A 24262-nucleotide genomic window follows, 5' to 3' on the forward strand; every position below is an offset into this window, starting at 1 on the left:
ACCACACGGTCATGACGCGGCATCGGCAGGCCGGTTATCGCGTTGGCGCGGCCTGTCGCCGGTCGGACCGGACCTCGATGGCGCCGGCATCCCGTTCCAGTGCGGCCAGGACGTCGGCGGCGTCGAACACCTCGCCGGGGGCCGCGGCACCAGGGCCCCGGTGGCGTCCGTCGAGGAGCCGGACGACGCCTTCGACGACGATCGGCGCGGTCACGGCGTAGATGTCGCGCCCGGTCGCGCTGATCCGCCGGGTGTCCGCCCCGTGGCGCACGACGACGTCCACGACGAACCGCTGTTCCGAACGCCCCTGCTCGTCGGTCGGGGCCGGCGGCGGCGTGGCGGCGTCGCGGAGTTCCTCGAGCGGGGCGGTGTTGAGGTAGGAGCGGAGCTCGCCCACGGCGAGGTGGCGATCGATGGTGATCACCTCGGAGAACGGCAGCTGCACGACCGACTGCTCGCCCAACGGCGACGGGTAGGACCAGGTGCCGGACGGCGCCGGGTTCTCCAGCGCGGTCAGCGCGTTGTCGCGGATCACCAGGCGGGTCGCGGTGTTGCGCTCCCCGGTGACCCGGGTGCCCGCGGTCGGCCACCAGCGATCGAGGCCGATCGCGACCTCGACCTCGTCGGCGTGCGAGCCGCCGTCGAGCGCGGCCGTCACCAGCAGGTCGGCGAGACCGCCGTAGAACGCCATGGCGGGGACGACGGCGACGCCCGCGGCTCGGGCGGGTGCGTCGAGGTCGCGGTAGAGCGCCTGCACGACCGGCTGCTCGGCGGTGACGTCGAGGTAGTGGGCGCCGGCCTCGACCGCGGCGCGGGCGAGCGGGAGCGCGGTGTCGAGGAACGGCCCGGCGCAGTTGATGACCGCGCTCGTGCCGGCCACCGCCGCCCGGAGCAGGTCGGGGTCTTCGATGCCCACGACCCGGCGTTCGAGGGCCGCGTGTCGCGGTGGGACGGCGGCCAGGCGCTCGGCGCTGCGGCCGGCCAGGACCGGAACCAGTCCGCGCCGCAGCAGTTCGTCGACGACGAAGCGTCCTGTGTGGCCGGTGGCGCCGTAGACGAGGACTCGATCGGTTGCGTTCACGAGACCATCGTCGGGTGCGACACCGGTCCGGCACGAGTGTCCGAAACGACGTGTGTCGTACAATATGAGACATGCTCAGGATCGCCCTCGTCCTGCACGGCTCCGCGATGCTGTACGAGATCGCGATCGCGTCCGAGATCTTCGGCGTCGACCGCTCGGACCTGTCCCCCACCGGCCAGTGGTACGACCTCGTGGTCTGCACCGCCGACGGCGCACCGCACCCCTGGCTCGCGCACCTGCCGACCACGTCGTACGCCGGGATCGCCCACGTCGACACCGTCGTCGTGCCGTCGTCCGACGACCTCGACGACAACCCCGACCCCGACCTGCTCGACGCGCTGCGCGCGGCCCACGACCGCGGCGCCCGCATCGCGTCGCTGTGCACCGGCGCGTTCGTCCTGGCGGCGGCCGGGGTGCTCGACGGCCGGGTCGCGGCGACGCACTGGATGCACGCCGAGGACCTCGCCCGCCGCTACCCGCAGGTCGACGTCCGACCCGACGTGCTCTACGTCGACGAGGGCGACGTGCTCACCTCGGCGGGCAAGACGGCGGCGCTCGACCTCTGCCTCCACCTGGTGCGGCGCGACCTCGGCGCCGCCGCCGCCAACGGGATCGCACGGCGGCTCGTCGTGCCTGCCCACCGGAGCGGCGGCCAAGCGCAGTTCATCACCCCGCCCGCCGAGCCACGACGCCAGGACGGCCTCGCACCCACCCTCGAGTGGGCACGCGCCCGGCTCGACCAGCCCCTGACCGTGCGCGACCTCGCCGGGCACGCCAACCTCAGCACCCGCCAACTCGCCCGCCGGATGCGGGCCGAACTCCAGGCCGGACCGCTCGACTGGCTCCACCACCAGCGGATCGCCCGCGCCCAGGAACTCCTCGAACGCACCGACGCTTCGATCGACCGGATCGCGACCAGTTGCGGCATGGGCACGTCCACCACGTTGCGCCGGCACTTCCACCGCGTCCTCGGCGTCACCCCCACCGCGTACCGGGCGACGTTCCGCCTGGGGTGACACCGCCCCTGCCCCGTTTCGGGCGATGCCGTGTCGTCCGGGAAACCGTCACGGTCGCAGGTGCGTCGGAGGCGAGTCGGAACGGCGCGTTGACGGGGCTGTGGTGGTGGCAGCGGTGGGGTCTGTCGCTGCTCGTGATCAGCGTCGCCGTCGGCCTGGTCGGCTCGTTGACGGGCGACGTGTCGGGCCTGGTCGTCGCCGGCCGGGTCGTCTGGCTGTGCGGTTCCGCGTTCGTGCTGATGCCCCGCTGGGAGCTGTTCCGGGCGTAGGAACGGCGAAACCAGGAGCCGGCTCGACGCGGCGAGTCGTAACCCGCTGCACTCTCCGGACGATTACATGTACACCCGCTCGGGTGGAACCGCCCGACGGGTTCGCATGACCCGGGGAGGCTGTTGTGCCTGTCGAGCCCGAGGAGATCCGGTTCGCCGTCGTCCTCAACGGCGGGGTGAGCCTGGCTGTCTGGATGGGTGGCGCGGTCTTGGAGCTGGACCGCCTCACGCGAAGCACGTCCGTCTACGGAACCCTTTTGACGATGGCCGGCTGCAAGGCGCGCGCCGACGTGATCTCCGGGACGTCCGCGGGCGGCATCAACGGGGCCGCGCTCGCGCTCTCCCAGGTCAACGCCAACGCCCGGCTGGACGAGCTGCGGGGGCTGTGGGCGGAGCAGGGGCGGATGGAGCAGCTCCTGCGCACGCCGTTCCTCGGCCAGCCGGTGTCCTTGCTGCGCGGCGACGAGTTCTTCCTGCCCCGGCTGCGGGAAGCGCTCGAAGGGCTCATCGCCGACCACGAGCCGACCCGGCCCGAGGACCGCCCGATCGACCTGCGGATCACCACGACCGTGCTCGACGGGGTGCCGCAGCCGACGTTCGACGACCTCGGGCAGCCGCTGACCCAGTACGAGCACCGGTGCACGTTCACGTTCCGCCGCGACCACCCCTTGCACGGGAGGAGGGGTGACGAGCTCCAGCCGCGGGACGACTTCCGGCCCGACGACCTCCGCGCCCGCGTGGCGCAGCTGGCGCTGGCCGCCCGGTCGTCGGCGTCGTTCCCGTTCGCGTTCGAGCCCTCGTACGTCCCGGTCAACGGTGTCGTCGGGCCGGATCGGCCGGACATGGGCGAGTTCGCCTCCTGGGCCGACCGGTCGCGCACCGACCGGTCGCGGTTCGCCGTGGACGGCGGGCTGCTGGCGAACACGCCCACCACCGAGGCGCTGGAGGCGATCGACCGGATGCCCGCCGGCGGACCCGTGCGGCGGGTGATGCTGCTGTTGTTCCCGCACTCCGAGCTGCCCGGCGACGAACCCGCGCCGGCGGACCCGGACTTCGTGCCCACCACCCTGGGCACCGGCGGGCGGCTGCTGGCGGCGCTGCGCAACCAGGGCGCCAAGACCTACGTGGACAAGATCGAGGAGCACAACCGCGTCGCCGCGTCACGCCGGGGCAGCCGGGACGAGGTGCTGGACCGGCTGGCCGACGAGCACCGCCGGGACGGTCCGACGGGGCTGACGGTGCCCGGCAGGCTGTACGCGCTGGTCGAGGCACTGCACCCGCACTACCAGGACCTCAGGGTGCGGCGGGCGGCGCGGGACATCGCGACCCGGCAGCTCGACGTCGTCGGCTCCAACACCGAGCGTTGGCCGTTCGAACGGGTGCGGCAGGCGGCGGAGAGCGCCCAGCGGGCCCGGCTGAACGGTCGCGAGGGCTTGCCCTACGTGCCGCCGGACGCGCCGCCGGCCGTGGCGGACGACCTGCTGGGGCGGCACGGCTGGCGGTGGGGTTTCACGATCGTCGACGGCGTCGCCGGTGCCGTCATGGAGCTGACCGAACGCCTGCTGCGGGTCGTCCCGGCCGACCGGCCGGAACCTCTCGACCGTGCCGCGGAACTGATCGGCGCGGCCCGGCTGGAGCTGCACTGGGTGCGGGAACGGGTGCGGGCGCTGCGCGCCGAACGCGACCGGCGGTGGGTCGAGAACCCGGCGGGAAGGCTGGACTTCGAATACTGGGCCGCCCGCTTGGAGTCCTTCGCCCAGGACATGATCGGCGAGGGCCCGGGGATCGTGGGCAACAAGGTGCGCACGGAGGTCGACACGATCGGGCGGGTGGTCGCCGACGCGTGCCGCATCCTGTTCGCGCTCACCGACGAGCAGCGCGACAGCGGCGGGCTCACGCCGTGGTACCTCCTGCTGAAGCCGGAACTGCCGGAGAAGGAGTCCGCGTTGGCCGGTCGGCCCGCCGACTCCCCCGCGCAGCTCACCGCCGACCAGGCGGCCGACACCGCGCGGCAACCGGCGTGGCTGTCGCGCCTGCTGGCGTTGGAGGTGGCGACGGCGTGCCTGGCCGACGAGTCGCCGACCGGGTACGACCGGTCCATCGAGCTGATCCAGCTCAGCCTGCACACCGACAACGACTTCGCCGAGTTCAGCACCACCTCCGACGACAAGGCGGGCGGGCTGGCGCTGGGGCGGTTCGGCGGGTTCCTCAAGCGCTCCTGGCGGGTCAACGACTGGATCTGGGGCCGGCTGGACGCGGCCACCATGCTCTGCCGGGTGCTGTGCGACCAGCGCCGCCTCCGCCGCGTCGCCGACCTGGAGCACAAGACCGTCGGCCCGGACGTGCCGAACCGGGAGGAGGTGCTGGCCGGTCGCGCCCGAACGGCGGTCGACGAGCTCACCGACGCGTTGTTCGGCGGGCGGACCACCGGCGAGCCGAAGGTCGACCGGGCGATCGCGGGCGCGGAACGCGAGCTGGCACGCGTGTACGACGGGACGATCCGGCCGGACGCGTTGGAGCCCGTGTCCCCGTGCCTGGCCGCGCTCGCGGCGTGGGGCCTCCAGGCGCGGATCGCCGCCGAGGAGCTGCCCCACCTGCGCGTGGCCGTCGAGGGCGACCTCGACGACGGCGCCGACACCCGGTCCAACGGCGCGCGGTTCGTCCGCGAGCACAAAGCCCTGCTCGACCAGCTCTCCCAGGTCGACCCGGGCCTGCCGTCGACCGCGCGGGACACCGGGTTGCGGGCGCTGAAGGCCTTCGACCGGGCCGCGATCGGCCGGGAGCCGCTCGGCCAGGAGGTGTCCAGCGACCAGGCCATCCGGACGGCGGCGACGGCCGCGGCGGTGGCGGTGACCGTGCTCGACAGCGACAACTCGGGACTGGGCGGGATCAAGGCGATGCGGCCGATCACGCGCGGGCTGCGCGGCGCGGCGCTGCTGCCGTACTGGGCGGTGGTCGGGCTGACCCGCGGCGGCACGATCGCGCGGTTCCTGGCGGTGCTCGCGCTCGGCGGCGGCGGGCTGGCGCTGGCGCTCGCGCTGCTCGGGGTGCTGCGCGACGGTCCCGGCAGCGTGGCCGCGGCGGTCGGCGGAGCGTCGCTGCTCGCCGCGTTCGGGTACGCGGCCCTGCGCAGCGGCAGCCTCCTGCACGGCTTGGTGCTGCTCACGCCGGTGCTGCCGCTGGCCGCGCACGCGTTGCAGGTGTCGCTGCACGGCGGACCGGGCGGGCCGACGCTGCCCGCCGCCTCGGCGTTCCTGCTCATCGCGCTGACCGTCGGCGGCCTGCTGGTGATCGGCAGCCTGCGGTCGCCGCTGCGCACCCCGCTCGGCGTCCTGGCCCGCCCGCGCCGCCGGCCGGGTCGTCCCGCCGTGACCAGGCGTCCGGGGCCCGCCGTCGCCGCCATGTCGGTGGCCGTGCTGGGGTACTTCTTGATCGCCGCGCTGATCCGGCCCGTGCCGACCGCCCTGTGGATCATGTCCGGGTGCGTTGTCGCGGCGGTGCTGTTCGGCGTGATCACGGCGTGCGTGCACGGCCGGCGGCTCCAGCGGTGGCTCGCCGACGCCGACCGGCGCTGGACGGTCGAGAGCGCCTTCCACCCCGCGGCCGTCACCGCCGGGTGGGCGTTGGTGTACGGCGGTGTGTACGCGGTCGCGGTCCTGGTGCTGGTCGGCCTGGAACCCGGCACCGATCCCGCCGGCGACGGTGTCGTCGGCCGCTGGGCGGGCGCCGACTGGTGGGCGCTGACCGCCCTGGTCACCGCCGCGGTCGCCGCGCTCGTGCTGGTCCTGGTGACGCCGTGGTTCGTGCCGGTGCGCGCGTGGAAGCGCCTGCGGCGGAACCTGGTGGACGAGGCCACGGTGTCCCTCTACCGCAACCCCGCGCTGGTGACGTCGACCCTGCGCGTCCTGCTGGAAGGCCGCGGCCTGCTCTACCGGCACCTGGTGCGGCAGTCCGACGGCGGGCCGGTGCTCGGTCCGCGCGGCGAGCGGATCGCGGCCCGCATCCGCGCCGGGCTGTGGCCGCCCGATCCGGCGACCGACGGCGCGGAAGACCCACGGACCGCGGCACGGCGGTACGTGGAGGCGTCCCGGACGGCCGACGCGACCGCGCTGTGGCGCTTGTCCTTCCACCGCTCGGAACGCGCGGCCGTGGCCTTGGCCACCCACCTGGACCGCTGCCCGCAGGACTTCTCGCTCGAGGGTGTCGAACCGGACGGCCGCACGGCCGCGGTCGCGACCCTGGGCCGGGCCGACACCTTGGACGTCATCCACCTGCGCCGCCGCCGTTCCCGGTGGTACGTCGACATCGAGAGCCACGCGCCGGCGCCTCCCGCACCGACCGGTCCCGGGCCGGGGCGCCCGGTCGCGCGCGAAGCTCCGGCACGCTCCGGTTCCTAGCTCCTGCCGGCGGGTCGTCGGGTGGACCGTGCCGTCCCCGCCGGCTCCGGAGGGCCGCAGAGGGCGGTCAGTCCTGGGCGAAGTTCCACAGGACGTCCGGGTACTCCAAGCGGCTCGGGCCGGCGTCGTCGACGAGCGCTTCCCACTCTTGGCCTTCGTCGTCGGCGGACACGGCTGACACGCGCCAGGTGGCGGGCCAGTCCCGGTACAGCGGCACCCGCCTGGCGCGCACGTCGTTCGCCACGGCGTTCTCGCAGTCGCTCAGGTCCGCGGCTCCCGCGAACGAGACGCGGTCGAAGAGGATGCCGTTGCGGAGGCCGATCGCGTGCAACCAGGCGTCACCGTTGAACACGACGTGCGAGAACAGGGGTGTGCCGGCGCTGAACTCGGCTTTGACGAACCACACCTCGTCCGCGAACGTGCTCGAGGAGATCCGGGTGGCGCCGAAGAAGTCCGCGCCCCGGAAGTTGACCTCACCGTCGAAGGCCGTCGACTCGATCTCGACCGACTCGCGGAACGTCGCGCCCGCGAACATCGCGGCGGCTGAGAACCGCGCGTCGGCGCACCGGAAGGCGCCCTCGAACGCGGCGCCCTGGAACGTGACGCCGGCCGCGAACCGGGTGCCGGTCAACGTCGCGGCGCCGGTGACGCGGAGTCCGTGGAAGTCCGCTTCGGTCCGGAACAGCGTGCCGTCGAGCACCAGGTCACCGCCGACCCGCGCCGCCGCGGCCAGGACCGGCCCGTCGAAGGTGGCGTCGACGAGGTCGAGTTCCTCGCCCGTCGCCAGACCCGTGAAGTCACACGTGCCGGTGAAGGTCGTCTCGGTGAACACCGCTTTCCGGACGTGGCAGCCGGTGAGGCTGAAGTCCTCCAGGGTGGCTTTCGACAGGTCCAGGCCGACGTCCCAGAACGTCGCGGAAGCCGACTCGGGCGACGGGCGGAGGTGCTCGATCAGGATGCGCTGCGCCGCCGAGCGGACCTGCGCGTTGCGGCTGCGCGCGGTCGCGTCGCCGGAATCGGTCACCGGCATCCGGAGCAGGGAGCAGATCACGTTGACGACCGTCTGGCGCATTCGCGGCTGGTCGTCGGCCAGGCGCTCGAAGCCGTACAGACCGGCGAGCTGCACCGTGATGTTGTCCGAACCGAACTGCTCGGCCGCCTTCGTGTAGATCTCGGTCACGCGTCGCTCGGCCGCGTCGTGGCGACCGTCACCCGCGACCTGCTCCGCGTGCCTCCCGTTGGCCTCGGCGACCTCCTCGGCGTGACGCTGGGCCCGGTCGCGCTGCTCCAGCTCGACCTGCCGGTTCCGCAGCTCGTCACGACGCACCTGCAGCTCCAGTTCCTGGGTGCGCTGCCGCCGTGCGGCCAGGTACAGCGCGAACACGCCACCGCCGCCCACGGCGATGGCCGACGCCGTCTTGATGACGTCCAGGTGGGCGGTCGCCCGCTGCTCCGCGTCGGCGAGCGCGAGACCGTCGACCCACCGCCACAGCACCACGAGCACGACACCCGCGATCACCAGCACGACACCCGCGACCACCGGCACCGTCCACCTCGGCAGCGGAGCGCGCGACAGGGCTGCGGCAGGCGGGTTCGACGCGCCGGCGGAATCGGTCACACCGATCAAGTCGGCAACCCGCCCGCGGACGCTTCACCTCTCCGGGCGGATCGACTCGGATTTCACTCGACCAGGTGAGCTGTGCGCGGAACCGTAGGGGCGTCACGGCGACGCGGCGATCTCCACCCGGACCGACTGCGTGTCCTTCAGGATGACGACCGACGGCCGGTAGTCGTCGTTGTACCGACCGGTTATCAGGAACCAGCGGTCGTTGGAGTAGGTCATCAGGGACAGGCCGGTGTAGCGGTAGAACGGCTTTCCCCGATGCTCGTTCTGGGTCGGCTCGACCTGCGAGCCGGGCAGGTCCAGGTAGTCGTCGCTGAAGACCGTCACGAGCGGGAGCCGGGTGGGGTTGGGGTCCTCCTCGACGCCGCGGGCCGCTCGCTGCCCCAGGTCCTGGGCGTACAGGGTGCCCGCCCAGAAGAGCCCGAGGAACAGCACGACGTACAGGACGCCCCTGGCGCTCTTGGCCGCCGACCAGAACCTGATCACCAGGATGGCGCCCGCGCCCAGCAGTGCCGCCCCGCCGAAGGGTGCGATCGGGAACGCCGGGTCAAAGCCCACGAGGAACAGCAGCCCCACCAGGAACGAGGCGATGCCGACCACGACGATCCCGGCCACCGCGTACCGCGCGAGCCGCCCCGTGGCCGATCTGCCGCGCAGCAGTGAGACCGCCCGGTCGACGCCCAGGAAGAGGAGGGCGCAGACGGCGATCCGCGCCACGGCCCCGAACGTGACGTCGACGCTCCGCAACGCGTAGTCCTGAAGGGACGGCTTCAGCACGCCTTGGCTGATGCCGAAGTAGCCGTAGTACGCCTGGTTCCTGATCCACCCGATGTAGACCAAGAGCGCGGTGATCACGGTCGCGGGCGCGGCGACGTCGAGGACCGTCTTGATCTGCTCCAGGACGTTCCGCTGGTCACTGCTCGGTGCGGTGCCCGGTGCGGCGCCTTGGTCGACGCTCATCCGGTCATCCGGCCGGCCGTGTCGGCGACGGCTCGGGCTTCGACGTGGTGGGGGGATCGTTCGTGGTGGGGCCTGCGGTGGTGGTGGGCGTGCACGACAACCCCGGTATGCCGCAATGACCCGTCGTCGTTCGGGTAGCGGACTTCTCGGATCGGACGATGGGCGGGATGAACACGGTCGTGACTCCCCCGGCCGATGTCGTCGTAACCCCTGGGGATTGCGTCGTCCCGGTCACGGACGTGGTCGTGCCGGTAGCCGACCCGCGCACCGCGTCCCGCGGTCGGTTGTCGTCGCCTTGTCGGGCGCAGGCGGCGATCACCAGCAGGCCGAGAACGCTTCCGCCCAGCGCTGCCCGGATGCGATCAGCACGTCTTGCCATCGGCCACCTCCGCCGAGGTCGCTGCTCACCGCCTGCCGTGCGGCCGGGGCGGTGGACGGACAGTCTCACTTCTGACATCGCCCGCCGGCGCGGAGGATTACGCGATGTACCCGAACGTGTGACAAGGGCGGAGGCGTGCTTCGTCGGGTGACGCCGGCGGAGGTCAGTGCGTGCCGTGGGCGCTCAGCTCTCGGTAGTGGTCGATCTTCGCGTCCAACGACGTCAGGCAGTCGGAGAGCTCGGCGATCCGCCGCCGGACGGCGTCGCGGTGCCGTTCCAGCAACTCCAGGCGTTCCCGCGCGGTCGCGTCGCCTTGCCTGCGCAGCTCGGCGAAGCGTTGCATGTCCCGGATGGACATGCCGGTGGTGCGCAGGCGGGTGAGGAAGGCGAGCCAGGCCAGGTCGGCGCTGCGGAAGCGGCGCCGGCGGTCCGGGCCGCGGCCGACCGGGTCGAGCAGGCCGATCCGCTCGTAGTAGCGCAACGTGTGCGCGGTCAGGCCGGTGGCCTCGGCCGTTTCCGCGATCGACAGCACGCTCGTCTGGTTCATGCCGTCGACGGTAGGAGTTGGAGCGCGCTCGAAGTCAACCCGGCAGCTCCTCGAACACGCCCCTGGCCACGGTCACGGCGTTCAGGACGCGGGGGAAGCCGGCGTACGGCACGACGTGGATCAGCGCCTCGACCACCTGACCCCGGCTCAACCCCACGCGCAGCGCGGCGCCCAGGTGCACCCGCAGTTGGGGTGCGGCGTCGCCGAACGCGGTCAGCGCGCCGATCGTCACGAGCTGCCGCTGCCGCACCGTGAGCCACGGCCGGTAGTACACGTCGCCGAACGCGAACTCGACCACGTAGCGGCCGAGGTCGGGCGCGATGTCCCGCAACGACTCGATCACGTCCAGCCCGTGCTGCCCGTCGACCTCCACCAGCTTCTCCGCGCCACGCGCGTAGCGGTCCCGCTGGTCGGTCTGCACCGGCGGCTCGACCGTGATCCCCCGGTCCGCGAACACCTGCCGGGCGGCCTGCACGGCGTTGAGCGCCCTGGGGAAGCCCGCGAACGGCACGATGTGGATCAGCGCCTCCACGATCTCGACGGGGCTCAGCCCGACCTGGAGCGCCGCGTCGAGGTGGAACCGGAGCTGCGGCGCGGTGTCGCCCTGCGCGGCCAGGGCTCCGATGGTCACCAGCTGCCGCTGCCGGTGGTCCAGCCCCGGCCTGGCGTAGACGTCGCCGTAGGCGAACTCGACGATGTAGCGGCCGAGGTCCGGTGCGATGTCCGACAGCGACTTGACCACCTCGGCGCCGCGGTCACCGGAGACCTGCCGCAGGACGGCCATGCCCCTGGCGTACCGGCCCGATGCGGCTGACGCCTCCGGTGCCGTCGACACGCCGACGGCGCCGATCAGCGCGCCGGCGGCCAGCAGCGAACGTCGGTTGACGGTGGTGTCGTGATCTGACTTGGTCATGCCGGCGACGCTAGGTCTTCGCGCGCGCTCGAAGTCAAACCATCGCGCGTGCGGACGGCCGATGATGTGAGCGATAACAGGAGAACGCGGGCCGGAACGTTCACACGGTGGCGCCTGGGACCGCTCTCAGGCGCGTGGTCGGACCTACGGCCGCCCAACGGGTGACCGGACGGGGAACCGGGCGTTGACTTCCGGGATCCGCTCACTGCAGGATGTTGCGCAACGCATTGAACATCAACGCGAAGCAATGGCCCGGACGGCCTGAAACCGCCGCCTATGGCCTCGACTTCCGCGCTGCCGCCCGCTCTGCCGGGCAGCACGTCGCGTGCCGGCACCGCTCCGCCGAGGAGAACCCCTTGAAGACCAGATGACGTCGTCCCAGTGAAGCCTGATTGTTAGCGCTAACAAGACCAGCGGGCCGGTCCGATCGGCCGTCACTTCCCCAAACCGAGGACAGCATCGTGGACTTCACCAGACGACAGCTCGGCCGCATCGCCGCGGTCGGGACCGGGGCGCTCGTGCTGCCGGGCCTGCTGCCACCAGGCACGGCGGCGGCCTCGTTCTCGGACGGCAAGTGGGGCGACCAGGGTGACGGCACCTACGCCAACCCGATCATCCCGGCCGACCTCAGCGACTGGGACTGCATCCGGGTCGGCGCCGACTACTACGGCATCACCAGCACGTTCGGGTACTCGCCCGGCATGGCCGTCCTGCACTCGAAGGACCTGGTCAACTGGCGGACGATCGGCGGCGCGGTCGACGACCTCACCCGCATCGGACCGGAGCTGAACTGGGACCGGATGAACCGCTACGGCCGCGGCGTGTGGGCCGGGGCCCTCCGCCACCACGCGGGCCGGTACTGGCTGTACTTCAACACGCCCGACGAAGGCTTCTTCATGACGTCGGCACCGTCGCCGACCGGGCCGTGGGAGCCGTTGCACTCGGTGTGGCGGACCACCGGCTGGAACGACGTGTGCCCGTTCTGGGACGACGACGGCCAGGGCTACCTGGTCACCACGCACTACGCGGACGCCTACAAGGTGCACGTGTTCAAGCTGTCCGCGGACGGCAAGTCGCTGGTGGGCCCCTCAAGGGTCATCCACCAGTCACGGGGCAGCGAGGCCAACAAGCTCTACAAGATCGACGGCACCTACTACCACCTCTTCAGCGAGGTGAAGGCCGAGGGCCGGGTGGTCATGATGAACCGCGGCAGCAGCCTCTTCGGCCCGTTCGAGACCAGGCAGTTGCAGCACGTCTCCCCCTCCGCGGACCGCGAGCCCAACCAGGGCGGGCTGGTGCAGGCGCCGGACGGCGCGTGGCACTGGGTGACCCACCACGGCACCGGCCGCTGGGAGGGACGGGTGCTGTCGCTGCTGCCGGTGACCTGGGTGGACGGCTGGCCGATCCTGGGTTCGGTGGGCGCGGACGGCATTGGCAACATGGTCTGGACGGGCCGGGTGCCCGCCGGCGGCACGCCCGGCCTGCCGGTCGACGCGCTGCCCCCCGTGGTGACCGGCGACCTGTTCACCGACACCCGCCTCAAGCCGCAGTGGGAGTGGCACTACCAGCCGCGCGCGGACCGGTGGTCGCTGACCGAACGCCCCGGCTTCCTGCGGTTGAAGGCGTTCGCGCCCCTGGCGGCGGACAACCTGACCAAGGCCGGGAACACGCTCACCCAACGGGTGCTGCGCACCGCGGGCGGCGCGACGGTGACGGTCCGCCTCGAACTGGCGGGCCTCGCCGACGGCCAGCACGCCGGGCTGTGCCACTACGCGGCGACCTACGCCGGGCTGGGCGTCCGGCGCGCCGGGACCACGACCGCCATCGAGCACAACGTCGGCGGCGGCCTGACCCAAGGTCCGGTGATCACGCAGAACGCCGTGTGGCTGCGCACCTCGTGGGACGTCAACGGGGTCAGCCGGTTCTCCTACAGCCTCGACGGGAGCGCGTTCACCCCGTTCGGCGGCACCTACCAGCTCACCTGGGGCGGTTACCGCGGTGACCGGGTCGGCATCTACACCTACAACCCGAACGGCACCGGTCACGTCGACGTCGACTCGGTGCAGTACACGATCGCACCCACCCGGGCCTACAAGTGCGTGAGCGCGCGCAGCGGCAAGGTCGTCGACGTCTCCAACGGGTCGGGCGCAGACGGCGCCGCCGTGGTCCAGTGGGCCGACACCGGCAGGGCGAACCAGCACTGGGCCTTCCAGTCCACAGTGGACGGCTACCACACCGTCACGTGCGTCGGCAGCGGCAAGGTGCTCGACGTGGCAGGGTCCTCCCTGGCGGACGGCGCACGGGTCGTACAGGCGACCGCCGACGGCCGGGCCAGCCAGCAGTGGCAGCTGCGCCCGCAGACCGGTGGCGTGTTCACCGTGGTCAACCGCCACAGCGGCAAGGTGCTCGACGTCAGCGGAGGCAGCACCGCCGACGGCGCCGCGCTGATCCAGTACCGCGACGTCGGCAGCGCCAACCAGCGCTGGACCTTCCACCGCGTCGCAGGCTAGGGCTTGGGCGGTGAACCCCGTCCCCCGGGGTTCACCGCTCCCCCAGCTGTGCCAGCACCGTCCCCTGCGTGACCGACGCGCCCGGCTCGACGGTCAGGCCGGTGACGACGCCGGCCTTGTGGGCGGTGACCGGGTTCTCCATCTTCATGGCCTCCAGCACCAGGACGAGGTCGCCCGCCTCGACCGGCTGCCCCTCGGACACCGCGACCTTCACCACCGTGCCCTGCATCGGCGCGACGATCGCGTCGCCGGACACGAGGGTCATGCCGCCGGTGCGCCTGCGCGCGGTCGGGCGGGGTTGGCCGGCGGTCGCCGCGGCCGGTGTCGCACCGTCCACGAGGGCGGTGAGGTCGGCAGGCAGTGACACCTCGACGCGGCGGCTGTTCACCTCCACGACCAGCCGCCGGCGCGGGAGTTCGTCGGCGGTGGTCGGTTGGGGGTGGTGCGGCTCGACCGGGTTGTGCCACTCGGTCTCGATCCACTTCGTGTGCACGTCGAACGAACCACCCCCGGCGAACGCGGGGTCGTCCACGACGAGGCGGTGGAAGGGCAGCACGGTGGCGATCCCCTCGACGTCGTACTCGCGCAGCGCGCGGCGGGCCCGGCGCAGGGCCTGCTCACGGGTGGGACCCCACACGACGAGCTTGGCCAGCATCGAGTCGAACTGGCCGCCGATCACGCTGCCCTCGACGACTCCCGAGTCGACCCGGACGCCCGGCCCGCCCGGTTCGCGGTAGCGGGTGATCCGGCCGGGTGTGGGCAGGAACCCGCGGCCGGCGTCCTCCCCGTTGATCCGGAACTCGAACGCGTGCCCGCGCGGCGCCGGGTCCTCGGTCAGCTCCAGCGGGTGGCCCTCGGCGATGCGGAACTGCTCCAGCACCAGGTCGACGCCGGTGGTCTCCTCGGTGACCGGGTGCTCGACCTGCAACCGGGTGTTGACCTCCAGGAACGACACGGTGTCGCCCTGGACCAGGTACTCCACCGTGCCCGCCCCGGAGTACCCGGCCGCCCGGCAGATGGCCTTGGCCGAGTCGTGGACCAGTCGCCGCTGCTCGTCGGTCAGGAACGGCGCCGGCGCCTCCTCGACCAGCTTCTGGTGCCGTCGTTGCAGGGAGCAGTCACGCGTGCCGAGCACGACGACGTTGCCGTGCCGGTCGGCCAGCACCTGGGCCTCCACGTGCCGTGCCCGGTCCAGGTACCGCTCCACGAAGCACTCGCCGCGGCCGAACGCGGTGACCGCCTCGCGGGTCGCCGACTCGAACAGCTCCGGGATCTCGTCGAGGGAACGGGCGACCTTCAGGCCACGCCCGCCACCGCCGAACGCGGCCTTGATCGCGACCGGCAGGCCGTGGCGCTCGGCGAAGTCGACGATCTCCCGGGCGTCGTCGACGGGACGCCCGGTGCCGGGGACGAGCGGTGCGCCCACCCGTTCGGCGATCCGCCGCGCGGTCACCTTGTCGCCGAGGTCCCGGATGGCCTGCGGGCTCGGCCCGATCCAGGTCAGGCCGGCGTCGAGGACGGCTTGGGCGAAGTCCGCGTTCTCCGACAGGAAGCCGTAGCCGGGGTGGATCGCGTCGGCGCCGCACCGCCGCGCGACCTCCAGGATCCGGTCCGCCGACAGGTAGGACTCGGCCGCGGTCCGGCCGCCCAGCGCGAACGCCTCGTCGGCGAGCCGGGCGAACGGGGCGTCGGCGTCGGGTTCGGCGTACACCGCGACGCTCGCGATCCCCGCGTCCCGCGCCGCCCTGATCACCCGGACCGCGATCTCGCCCCGGTTGGCGATGAGAACCTTGTGCACCTGCGACTCCCTCTCTGTGCTCGGTCGGCCCGCTCGGACCGACCGCTACCCGGCGCTGCGCCAGCTGTTGGGCGGCACGAACACCGCGGCCCGCTCCGGGTGCAGCCACCGGGGCGCGGCCAGGAGCCGCGCGTCGTCCGGTGGTCGCCGGGTGGCCAGGCACACCACCGCCAGCAGGGCGCCCAGCTCGTCCTCGTCGAGCGTTCCGGACTCGATCCGCAGGACCGGTTCGTCGGCCATGACCGCTCCCTCCCTACAGGGGTGTGTTGCCGTGCTTGCGCAGCGGCAGGTCGGCGTGCTTGGTGCGCAGCATCTCCAGGCCGCGGATGAGCACCCGCCGGGTGTCGGCCGGTTCGATCACGTCGTCGACCAGCCCGCGCTCGGCGGCGTAGGCGGAGTGCATGAGCTCGGCCCGGTACAGGTCGATCTTCTGCCGGCGAACCGCCTCGCGGTCGCCGTTCGCGGCGGCGATGTCGCGCCGGAAGATGATGTCGACGGCCGCTTCCGGCCCCATGACGGCGATCTCGTTGCCCGGCCACGCCAGGACGAGGTCCGCGCCGATCGAGCGGGAGTCCATGACGATGTACGCGCCGCCGTAGGCCTTGCGGACGATCACCGACAGTCGCGGCACCGTGGCGTTGCAGTAGGCGGCCAGCAGCTTCGCGCCGTGCCGGATGATGCCGTCGTGCTCCTGGTTCACGCCGGGCAGGAAGCCGGGCACGTCCACGAACGTGACGATCGGGATGTTGAAGCAGTCGCACGTCTGGACGAACCTCGCCGCCTTCTCCGACGCCGCGATGTCCAGGGCGCCGGCCAGCACGGACGGCTGGTTGGCCACCACGCCCACGACCTGGCCGCCCAGCCTGGCGAACGCGCAGATGACGTTGGTCGCCCAACCCTCTTGCACCTCCAGGACGAACCCGTCGTCGACGACCTCCTCGATGACCGCCCGCATGTCGTAGGGCCGGTTGCCGTCCGCGGGCACCAGGTGGTCGAGCGCCTCGGCGCGGCGGTCGACCGGGTCGGCCGACGGCAGGGCGGGCGGGCGTTCCCGGTTGTTGGCCGGCAGCATCGACAGCAGCAACCGGACGTCCTCCAGGCACGACCGCTCGTCGTCGTAGGCGAAGTGCGCGACGCCGGAGAGCCGGTTGTGCACGTCCGCACCGCCGAGCTCGTCCATGGTGACCCGCTCGCCGGTCACCGCGGCCACCACGTCCGGCCCGGTGAGGAACATCTGGGAGATGCCGCGGACCATGAACGTGAAGTCGGTCAGCGCCGGGCTGTACGCGGCGCCGCCGGCGCACGGGCCGAGCATGACGCTGATCTGCGGGATGACGCCCGACGCCTTGGCGTTGCGCCGGAAGATCCCGCCGAACCCGGCGAGCGCCGTGACGCCTTCGTGGATGCGGGCGCCCGCGCTGTCGTTGAGCGACACCAGCGGCGCGCCGGCCTCCACGGCGAGGTCCATCACCTTGTGGATCTTCTCCGCGTGCGCCTCGCCGACCGCGCCGCCCAGGATCCGGAAGTCCTGGGCGTAGACGAAGACCGTCCGACCGTGCACGGTGCCCCAGCCGGTCACCACGCCGTCGCTGAGCGGGCGGTGGTCCGCCCGGCCCAGGCCGGCGTGCCGGGCGCGGCGCAGGCCCTCGACCTCCTGGAACGACCCCTCGTCGAGCAGCAGCGCGATCCGCTCGCGGGCGGTCAGCTTGCCCTTGCCCCGCTGCCGCCGCGCGGCTTCGTCATCGTCGTCGAGCAGTGCGCGTTTCAGCTCGGCGATCTTCCCGACCGCGTCGTGCACCATGTTTCCTCCTCGTGGTGCGCGCCCTCAGGCGGGCAGCCGGTTGTGCTGTGCCAGTGCGACGAGCGCCGCCTTGTCGACCTTGCCGTTGGCCAGGCGGGGCAGGGACTCGACCACCGTCAGGACGTCCAGGTCCGCGGTCGGCAGGTCCGTGCCCGAAAGGTTCACCGTCGCGCCGGTGGTGGCGGCGGCGGTCCGCACGAACCCGGCGAGCCGGACCGGGCCGCCTCCGGTCGCGGGGACGCCCACCACCTCGCACTCCGCCACGTCCGGGTGGGCTTCGAGCCTCCGGCGGACCGACGACGGCGAGACGACCGCACCGCCCTTGCGGACCAGGTCGCCGATGCGGTCGATCACGGTCAGCAGGCCGGCCGCGGACACCGTGCCGTAGTCGCCGGTCGGGAACCAGCCGGGCCCCACCGCGGTCACCCCCGAACCGTCGAGGTAGCCCTGCATGACGTTCGGGCCCGCGACCCAGACCTGCCCGGCCGCCCCGGTCGGCACCGGCTCCGCGGTCGGGTCGTCCAGCGCGGCGACCCGGACCGCGACGTCCCGCACGGGGGCGCCCACGGAGCCGATCCGCTCGTGGCCGGCGCGTTCGGTGCTGACCAGTGAGGTGGTCTCGGACAGCCCGTAGCCCTGCCAACACGGGACGCCGAGCGTCGAGGCGATCCGGGTGGCGGCCTTCTCCGACAGCGCGGTGCTCCCGGAGCCGACCATGCGCAGGTGCCGGACCCGGGCCGAGCCGAACGCCGGGTCGGCCGCCAGCTGCTCCAGCCGCACCGGCAGGGAGTACAGGTGGGTGGCCTCCGCCTCGTCGGCGGCGAGCACCGAGTCGAGCACCCGTCGATGACCGACGAGGACCTGCCGGACCCCGGCCAGCACCGCCGCGTTCATGTGCATCGGGTAGAAGATCGGCCTGCTGTGCGCGAGGCCGCCCGACCCGGCGAGCCCGTGGGCGTCGGCCAGTTGCGCGGCGTTGACCAGGACGTTGCGGTGGCTGTAGGCGACCGCCTTCGCCCGGCCGGTCGAGCCGCTGGTGAACATCAGCGCGGCGGTGTCGTCCGGCAGCGCGGGCGCCCCGCCCGTCCGCAGCCGGAGCAGCCGGCCGAAGTCGACCCGGATCTCCTCCTGGACCAGGTCGAGCAGCCCCTGGTCGGCCAGCTTGGCGCGCAGGGCGTCGAGTCCGGCGTCGGAGACCAGCACGGCCGAGGGCATCGCCAGCCGCAGCACGTGGGCCACGGCCGGCGCGGGCAGCAGCGGGTTGATCGGCGCGACGACGTTGCCGCTGCGGATCGTGCCGTAGTAGTAGGCCGGGAACACCGGGTCGAGGTCGGCCACCAGACCGACCACACCGCGGCCCGGTGCGGCCGTGCCCAGCGCCTTGGCCGCCGAGGACGCCACGTCGTCCCAGTCCCGGAAGGTCAGGGTCTCGGCGCCGACCCGCACCGCCGGCCGGTCGGCGCCGGCGCGGACGGCCTCGGTCAGCAAGGTGTCCACTTCAGCCGGCCGCGGCTCGGGCAGCGGCTCGGCCGCCACCCAGGACCGCCCGGCGGCCGGCCAACGCATCGTGTCGTCCATGACGTCCCCCATCACCAGCTCGTCCTCATGCGAAGCACTCCGGCAACCCGCCGTTGAGCGCGACCATCTCCGCGAACACCGCCACGACGTCCAGCGGCGCTCCCGGCTCGGCGCCGTCGAGTTCGGCGTAGGCGCGGTGCAGGTTCGCGACCAGCCGTTCCGGCTCGCCCCACCGGCCGAACTCGGCCGGGTCCGTCCGCTCCGCGACCGCGGCGGGTGGCAGGCCCGCCCGGTGCCCCGCCGTCGCGACCCCGTCCAGCCAGTCCAGGTACCGCTCGGTGTCGTCCAGCAGCACGGGACCGCCGACCGGTCCGTGCCCCGGCACGACCACCCGTGGCCGCAGCTCCCGCACCGACGCGACCGCCGCGCGCATCCCGGCCAGCGACCCCATCAGCAGGAACGGGGTGCTGCCCGACATGATCACGTCACCGGCGAACAGCACGCGTTGCTCGGGCAGCCACACGACCGTGTCGCCGCGGGTGTGCGCCGGCCCGACGTGGATCAGCTCCACGGTGCGGCGGCCGTCGTGCAGGACGAGCCGGTCCTCGTAGGTGAAGTCGGGCAACCGCACCTCCGGCTCGCCCCACCGCACGTCCGGCCACAGGCCCGTCAGCCCCAGGCCGCTCGCCGCCATCTCCCGGGCGGCCTCGACGTGCGCGACCACCTCGGTGCCCGCCGGGAACCAGCACCCGCCGAAGACGTGGTCACCGTGGAAGTGCGTGATGACCAGGCGGTCGATCGGCTGCGGGGCCAGGGCCCGGACCGCGGCGAGCTGCGCCTCGGTCCGGTCCCGGGTGGCGCACGTGTCGATCACCGTCGTGCCGTCCGCGCCCACGACGACACCGCTGTTGTTGACGCACCAGCCGCCGTGCTCCTGCAGGTAGGCGAACACCCCCGGCGCGAGCTCCACCGGCGTGGGCGCGGGTGGCAGGTCGATCCGCACGCGTGACACGGTCAGACCCCCTCCAGCAGCGACTTCGCGATCAGCATCGTGGCCATGCTGTTGGCGCTGAGCGCGTCGCGCGCCTTGGCCAGGTTCGCCTGGTCGCGGGCGGCCTCCGGGCGCAGCCGGATGGTGTGCTCGGAGGTGAGCACGGTCTCGCCCTGGCCCGCTCTGATCGTCCAGCTGCCCAGGTGCAGGTCGAGCAGCGGCGGCAGGTCGAGCTGCTTGTAGCCGATGCGGCCGGTGCCCTCGGTGATCCGGATGGACATCGTCTCGTGCTCGCCGACCTGGGACAGGGTCGTCATCCGCAGCGACTGGACGTCGGCCGTGCCGTAGTCGTCGAGCCGCACGGCCGCGACGTGCGGCAGCCGGTCGGTCCAGTGCTCGGCCTCCCAGAGGAACGCGTGCACCGCGTCGGCCGCGGCGGCGATCCGGACGGAGTCGGCGAACGTCCGGACCTCGCCCGTCCCCCGCTCGGCGACGGCCTTGACGTTCGCCAGTTCGGTCCGGCTGTTCTCGTCGGTGACCTTCTCGATCCAGGCCAACGCCTCCGGGTCGTCGTCGACCGCCGAGAACGTGTGCAGCAGGCGGAGTCTGGTGCGCCCCGGGCCGTCCTCCTCGGCTACCCAGGTGCCGCTCATCGACGCGATCGGCGACGCCGGCACCGCCTGGCGGAAGGTGATCCGGTGCGACCGGGGGTCGAGCTCGCGCACCGACGTCCAGGACTTCACCAGGTCGCCTGCGCTCGCCCAGATCCGGAAGGTCTCCGTCGTCCCGCGGTGCTCGACGTGCGTGACCTGGATGGTCGGCTCGAACAGCTCGGGCCAGCGCTCGGCGTGGGCGAGCAGGGCGTAGACCTCGCCGGGCTCGGCGTCGATCGTGATGTCGTGCGTGGTCTCCATTGCGGTGCCCTCACGTCAGTAGTTGCCCAGCCCGCCGCAGACGTTGAGCGCCTGCGCGGTGATGGAAGCGGCCAGCGGTGTGGTGAGGTACTCGACGAGGCCCGCGACCTCGTCGGGCGTGGTGTACCGGCCGAGCGGGATCTTGGCCTCGAACTTGGCCAGGACGTCGGCCTCGGACACGTCCCAGATCCGGGCGTAGTTCTCCCGGACGTGGTGCGCCATCGGGGTTTCGACGTAGCCGGGGCAGACGGCGTTCACGGTGACGCCGGTGCCGGCCAGCTCCAGGCCGAGTGCCTTGGTGAAGCCCACGACGCCGTGCTTCGAGGCGCTGTAGGGCGCGCCCAGGACGACGCCCTGCTTGCCGCCCGTCGAGGCGATGTTGATGATCTGGGCGGCCTGGCGCGTGGTCATCCCGCCGGTCGTCAGCACGTGCCGCGACATCAGGAAGACGCTGCGCAGGTTGGTGTTGACGACGTTGTCCCACAGCTCGGTCGACAGGCCGCTGGTGACGCCGCCGCCGGGGATGCCCGCGTTGTTCACCAGGGTCGTGACGGGCCCGAACGCCGCCACGCCCGCGGCCACGAAGGACTCGACCTGCGACTCGTGCCGCACGTCGCAAGACTGGCCGTCGGCGGTGATGCCGAGTTCGGCGAGGTCCGCGACGGTCTCCTTGACGCGGCGCGCGTCCCGGGCGCCGAGGAACACCCGGTAACCGGCGGCGCCCAGCCGCTTGGCGATCGCCAGGCCGATCCCGCTGGTGGCGCCGGAGATCAGCGCGACCCGGTCGTCGGTGTGCTCAGGCAGCATCGCGCTCCTCCTCGATCACGTCGAGCAGTGCGGCCGGCGTCTTGGCGTGTTCCAGGACGTCGTCGTCGAGCAGGACCCCGTGCTCGCGCTTGAGGAGGTTCAGCACCTCCAGCAACGCGATGGAGTCGAAGCCGATGTCGTCGAAGGAGGTGTCCGGGCTGACGTCCGTCGCGAGGTCGACGTTGTCGTCCTCGCCCGCCACCTTGCGGAGCACCGCGGTCAGGGTGTCGATGTTCATTGCGTTCTCCCGTTGTCTTGTCGGAGTTCGGTGTGCGGCTTCGTCAGCACCATCGCCGAGTTGAAGCCGCCGCGGCCCCTGGCGAGCACCAGGACCGTGTGGACCCGGCCCGGGGCCGGGTGGTCGACGACGCGCAACGCGCTCGCCGCGTCGGAGAGCTGGTAGCGCGGCGTGGGCGGGACGACCTGCTTGGCGATCGCCAGGCACGCCGTCGCGACGTCGAGCGCGCTGCCCGCGCAGCCGAGCCGGCCGATGCCGGTCTTCGGCACGGTCACCGGGACGCCTCCCGGGCCGAACACGGCGTCGATCGCCCGCGCTTCCCGGTCGTCCATCTCGCGGGTGCCGAACCCGTCGGCGAACACCACGTCGACGTCGCCCGCGTCCACCTCCGCGTCGCGCAGCGCGACGCGGATCGCGCGTTCCAGGCCGCGGCCGTCCCGCGCCACGCCGTCGAAGGTGGACGCGAACCCCGCGATCTCGGCGTAGGCCGGGCGCGCACCGGCGCGGTCGGGCCGTTCCACGGTCATGATCGCCCCGCCCTCGCCGGACACAAAGCCGTCGGCGTGCGGCGAGAACGGCCGGTACGCCGTGCGCGGGTCGGGGTCAGTCGCCATGAGCCCGGCGCTGGTGTAGGCCGACCAGCCCCACGGGCAGAGGTTGGTGTCCACGGCGCCGGCGAGCACCAGCTCGCAGTCGTGCCGCAGCTGCCGTCGTGCCTGGCCGATCGCCTCCATGCCGCCGGTGTCGTCGGTGACCAGCGCGCGGGCCGCTCCCCGCAGGTTGTGCCGGATGGAGATCTGGCCGGTGTTGACCGCGTAGAACCAGGCGAACGACTGGTACGCGCTGACGTGGGCCGGGCCGCGCGACCACAGCGCCTGCATCTCCTTCTGCGCGAACTCGAACCCGCCGCCGTTGTTCGCGGTCACCACCGCCGAGGCGTGCTCGGAGTAGGTCCCGTCGGGGATGGCGGCGTCGTCGAGCGCCTCGCGGGTGGCGACCAGCGCGAACTGGGTGACCCGGTCGGTCTGCGGCAGCAGCCGGGCGGGCAGGTGGTCCCTCGGGTCGAACCCGGTGTGCTCACCGGCGAGCCCGGTGGCGTACTTGCCGCCGTCGAACCGGGTGATCGGGCCGATCCCGTTGGTCGAGTCGAGCAGCGCGGTCCAGTACGGGTCGACGCCGACGCCGAACGGCGTGACGATGCCCAGGCCGGTGATGTGCGGTTTCATCGCGTCGCACCCGACCTCGAGATGATCATGGCGCTCTGGAACCCGCCGAACCCGCTGCCCACGCTGAGCACGTGCTCCGGCGACGCTTCCCTGGCCCGGACCGGGATGTAGTCGAGGTCGCACTCCGGGTCGCGCTCGGTCCAGTTCGCGGTGGGCGGCAGCAACCCGTGCTGCAGGGCCAGCAGGCACGCCGCGATCTCGATGGAGCCGATCGCGCCCAACGAGTGGCCGACCATCGACTTGATCGAGCTGACCGGCGTGCGGTACGCGTGCTCGCCGAGCGCGAGCTTGAACGCGGCCGTCTCGTGCCGGTCGTTCTGCTTGGTGCCCGACCCGTGCGCGTTGACGTACCCGATGTCGGTCGGCGCGATGCCCGCCTGGTCGAGCGCCGCGGTGATCGCCGCCGCCATCTCCACGCCGTCCGGGCGCAACCCGGTCATGTGGTAGGCGTTGCACCGGCTCGCGAAGCCCGTGAGCTCGCCGTAGATCGGCGCTCCCCGCCGGCGGGCCGACTCCAGCTCCTCGATGACGAACATCGCCGCGCCCTCGCCGAGCACGAACCCGTTGCGGCTCTTGTCGAACGGCCGCAACGCGCGTTCCGGCTCGTCGAGCCGCGGCGTCGTCGCCTTGATCGCGTCGAAGCAGGCGATCGTGATGGGCGAGATCGGCGCGTCGGACGCACCGCACACGGCTCGGTCGATCGTGCCTTCCCGCACGAGTTCGACCGCGTGCGCCACGGCGTCGAGCCCGGAGGTGCACCCGCTGGACACGACCGAGACCGGCCCTTCCGCGCCGACCTCGACGGCCAGCTCGGCGGCGATGGAGCTGGGGATGTAGTAGTCGTAGTAGTGCGGGCCGGCCTTGGACTCGTCCACTTCCCAGGTGCTGCCGTGCCCGCTCATCCGCACGTACTCGGACTCCAGGGCCGGGGTCGACCCGACCGCGGTCCCGACCACGACGCCGGTCCGCCCCGGATCGCCGAGACCCAGGTCGATCCCGCTGTCCTCGACGGCCTCCCGCACGGCGACGAGCGCGAACTGCCCCACCCGGTCCAGCCGCGCCACCTCGGCGGCGGTCAGGCCGCACGACGCCGGGTCGAAGTCGACCTCGGCCGCGACTTGGGACCGGAACGGCGTCGGATCGACCAGCGTCATGGTCCGGGTCGCGGTGCGCCCCGAGGAGATCAGGTCCCAGAAGTTCTTCCGCCCTGGTGTGCCCGGTGCCACGACACCGATGCCGGACACCACGACCCTTCGCTTGCCCGTCATGTTCA

19 protein-coding genes are annotated in these 24262 nt (G+C 72.7%); 4 read left to right on the plus strand and 15 right to left on the minus strand.

Annotation, left to right across the window (positions count from 1 at the left end):
• Nucleotides 1-34 precede the first annotated feature (34 nt).
• A complete protein-coding gene (locus tag ADK67_RS03950) occupies nucleotides 35-1081 on the minus strand; it encodes a saccharopine dehydrogenase family protein (RefSeq protein WP_053715004.1) in 1047 nt (348 codons plus the stop codon).
• 71 nt (nucleotides 1082-1152) lie between these two features.
• Between ADK67_RS03950 and ADK67_RS03955 the strand changes: the two genes are divergently transcribed.
• The 3 genes from ADK67_RS03955 (at nucleotide 1153) to ADK67_RS03965 (ending at nucleotide 6763) form a co-directional block, all read left to right on the plus strand.
• Nucleotides 1153-2097: a GlxA family transcriptional regulator gene (locus ADK67_RS03955; RefSeq protein ID WP_053715005.1), complete on the plus strand. Its 945-nt coding sequence runs from the start codon at nucleotides 1153-1155 to the stop codon at nucleotides 2095-2097.
• Nucleotides 2098-2186: 89 nt separating this feature from the next.
• On the plus strand, nucleotides 2187-2366 hold the full coding sequence (locus ADK67_RS03960) for a hypothetical protein (RefSeq protein ID WP_053715006.1): 180 nt from the start codon (nucleotides 2187-2189) through the stop codon (nucleotides 2364-2366).
• 125 nt (nucleotides 2367-2491) lie between these two features.
• Entirely contained in the window at nucleotides 2492-6763 is a 4272-nt protein-coding gene (locus ADK67_RS03965) for a patatin-like protein (RefSeq protein WP_063797494.1), read from the plus strand.
• Between the two features lie 67 nt (nucleotides 6764-6830).
• Here ADK67_RS03965 and ADK67_RS03970 read toward each other — a convergent pair whose 3' ends face one another.
• The 4 genes from ADK67_RS03970 to ADK67_RS03985 all read right to left on the minus strand — a co-directional run bounded on the left by ADK67_RS03970 (nucleotide 6831) and on the right by ADK67_RS03985 (nucleotide 11186).
• Entirely contained in the window at nucleotides 6831-8381 is a 1551-nt protein-coding gene (locus ADK67_RS03970; protein ID WP_157619900.1) for a pentapeptide repeat-containing protein, read from the minus strand.
• 102 nt (nucleotides 8382-8483) lie between these two features.
• Nucleotides 8484-9347, minus strand: a complete 864-nt coding sequence (locus ADK67_RS03975; protein ID WP_053715008.1) for a hypothetical protein — start codon at nucleotides 9345-9347, stop codon at nucleotides 8484-8486.
• A gap of 542 nt (nucleotides 9348-9889) precedes the next feature.
• A complete protein-coding gene (locus tag ADK67_RS03980; protein WP_053715009.1) occupies nucleotides 9890-10273 on the minus strand; it encodes a MerR family transcriptional regulator in 384 nt (127 codons plus the stop codon).
• A gap of 34 nt (nucleotides 10274-10307) precedes the next feature.
• Nucleotides 10308-11186: a carboxymuconolactone decarboxylase family protein gene (locus ADK67_RS03985; RefSeq protein ID WP_082403201.1), complete on the minus strand. Its 879-nt coding sequence runs from the start codon at nucleotides 11184-11186 to the stop codon at nucleotides 10308-10310.
• A 461-nt stretch (nucleotides 11187-11647) separates the two neighbouring features.
• On the opposite strand from ADK67_RS03985, the gene ADK67_RS03990 reads away from it, so the two are divergent.
• Complete coding sequence (locus ADK67_RS03990; protein WP_053715010.1) at nucleotides 11648-13696, plus strand: family 43 glycosylhydrolase; 2049 nt, start codon at nucleotides 11648-11650, stop codon at nucleotides 13694-13696.
• Between the two features lie 31 nt (nucleotides 13697-13727).
• On the opposite strand, the gene ADK67_RS03995 is transcribed toward ADK67_RS03990, so the two are convergent.
• The 10 genes from ADK67_RS03995 to ADK67_RS04040 are packed head-to-tail and all read right to left on the minus strand — an operon-like array spanning nucleotide 13728 to nucleotide 24257.
• A complete protein-coding gene (locus ADK67_RS03995) occupies nucleotides 13728-15494 on the minus strand; it encodes an acetyl/propionyl/methylcrotonyl-CoA carboxylase subunit alpha (RefSeq protein WP_053715011.1) in 1767 nt (588 codons plus the stop codon).
• Nucleotides 15495-15539: 45 nt separating this feature from the next.
• Nucleotides 15540-15734 (minus strand): acyl-CoA carboxylase epsilon subunit, encoded by a 195-nt coding sequence (locus ADK67_RS04000; RefSeq protein ID WP_053715012.1) that lies wholly within the window; start codon nucleotides 15732-15734, stop codon nucleotides 15540-15542.
• Nucleotides 15735-15747: 13 nt separating this feature from the next.
• On the minus strand, nucleotides 15748-17295 hold the full coding sequence (locus ADK67_RS04005) for an acyl-CoA carboxylase subunit beta (RefSeq protein WP_053715013.1): 1548 nt from the start codon (nucleotides 17293-17295) through the stop codon (nucleotides 15748-15750).
• 24 nt (nucleotides 17296-17319) lie between these two features.
• Nucleotides 17320-18885: a class I adenylate-forming enzyme family protein gene (locus ADK67_RS04010; protein WP_053715014.1), complete on the minus strand. Its 1566-nt coding sequence runs from the start codon at nucleotides 18883-18885 to the stop codon at nucleotides 17320-17322.
• A 13-nt stretch (nucleotides 18886-18898) separates the two neighbouring features.
• Nucleotides 18899-19816, minus strand: coding sequence for an MBL fold metallo-hydrolase (locus tag ADK67_RS04015; RefSeq protein WP_231648005.1), 918 nt, complete (start codon nucleotides 19814-19816; stop codon nucleotides 18899-18901).
• Between the two features lie 11 nt (nucleotides 19817-19827).
• Nucleotides 19828-20718, minus strand: a complete 891-nt coding sequence (locus tag ADK67_RS04020) for an aromatase/cyclase (protein WP_053715015.1) — start codon at nucleotides 20716-20718, stop codon at nucleotides 19828-19830.
• Nucleotides 20719-20733: 15 nt separating this feature from the next.
• Entirely contained in the window at nucleotides 20734-21525 is a 792-nt protein-coding gene (locus ADK67_RS04025; RefSeq protein WP_053715016.1) for an SDR family NAD(P)-dependent oxidoreductase, read from the minus strand.
• Entirely contained in the window at nucleotides 21515-21763 is a 249-nt protein-coding gene (locus ADK67_RS04030; RefSeq protein ID WP_053715017.1) for an acyl carrier protein, read from the minus strand. The genes ADK67_RS04025 and ADK67_RS04030 overlap by 11 nt, the downstream gene beginning before the upstream one ends.
• Complete coding sequence (locus tag ADK67_RS04035) at nucleotides 21760-22989, minus strand: beta-ketoacyl synthase N-terminal-like domain-containing protein (RefSeq protein ID WP_053715018.1); 1230 nt, start codon at nucleotides 22987-22989, stop codon at nucleotides 21760-21762. Before ADK67_RS04035 ends, ADK67_RS04030 begins: the two co-directional genes overlap by 4 nt.
• Nucleotides 22986-24257, minus strand: coding sequence for a beta-ketoacyl-[acyl-carrier-protein] synthase family protein (locus tag ADK67_RS04040; protein WP_053715019.1), 1272 nt, complete (start codon nucleotides 24255-24257; stop codon nucleotides 22986-22988). The genes ADK67_RS04035 and ADK67_RS04040 overlap by 4 nt, the downstream gene beginning before the upstream one ends.
• Between the last annotated feature and the right edge of the window lie 5 nt (nucleotides 24258-24262).

This window comes from Saccharothrix sp. NRRL B-16348 (genome assembly GCF_001280085.1).
Classification (GTDB): domain Bacteria; phylum Actinomycetota; class Actinomycetes; order Mycobacteriales; family Pseudonocardiaceae; genus Actinosynnema.

Coding starts and splice junctions, on each gene's coding strand:
- ADK67_RS04000 (WP_053715012.1), bottom strand. CDS start 15,734: ATGGCCGACGAACCGGTCCTGCGGATCGAGTCCGGAACGCTCGACGAG.
- ADK67_RS04030 (WP_053715017.1), bottom strand. CDS start 21,763: ATGAACATCGACACCCTGACCGCGGTGCTCCGCAAGGTGGCGGGCGAG.
- ADK67_RS03985 (WP_082403201.1), bottom strand. CDS start 11,186: ATGACCAAGTCAGATCACGACACCACCGTCAACCGACGTTCGCTGCTG.
- ADK67_RS03955 (WP_053715005.1), top strand. CDS start 1,153: ATGCTCAGGATCGCCCTCGTCCTGCACGGCTCCGCGATGCTGTACGAG.
- ADK67_RS03980 (WP_053715009.1), bottom strand. CDS start 10,273: ATGAACCAGACGAGCGTGCTGTCGATCGCGGAAACGGCCGAGGCCACC.
- ADK67_RS04040 (WP_053715019.1), bottom strand. CDS start 24,257: ATGACGGGCAAGCGAAGGGTCGTGGTGTCCGGCATCGGTGTCGTGGCA.
- ADK67_RS03975 (WP_053715008.1), bottom strand. CDS start 9,347: ATGAGCGTCGACCAAGGCGCCGCACCGGGCACCGCACCGAGCAGTGAC.
- ADK67_RS04005 (WP_053715013.1), bottom strand. CDS start 17,295: ATGGTGCACGACGCGGTCGGGAAGATCGCCGAGCTGAAACGCGCACTG.
- ADK67_RS04010 (WP_053715014.1), bottom strand. CDS start 18,885: ATGGGGGACGTCATGGACGACACGATGCGTTGGCCGGCCGCCGGGCGG.
- ADK67_RS04035 (WP_053715018.1), bottom strand. CDS start 22,989: ATGAAACCGCACATCACCGGCCTGGGCATCGTCACGCCGTTCGGCGTC.
- ADK67_RS04020 (WP_053715015.1), bottom strand. CDS start 20,718: ATGGAGACCACGCACGACATCACGATCGACGCCGAGCCCGGCGAGGTC.
- ADK67_RS04025 (WP_053715016.1), bottom strand. CDS start 21,525: ATGCTGCCTGAGCACACCGACGACCGGGTCGCGCTGATCTCCGGCGCC.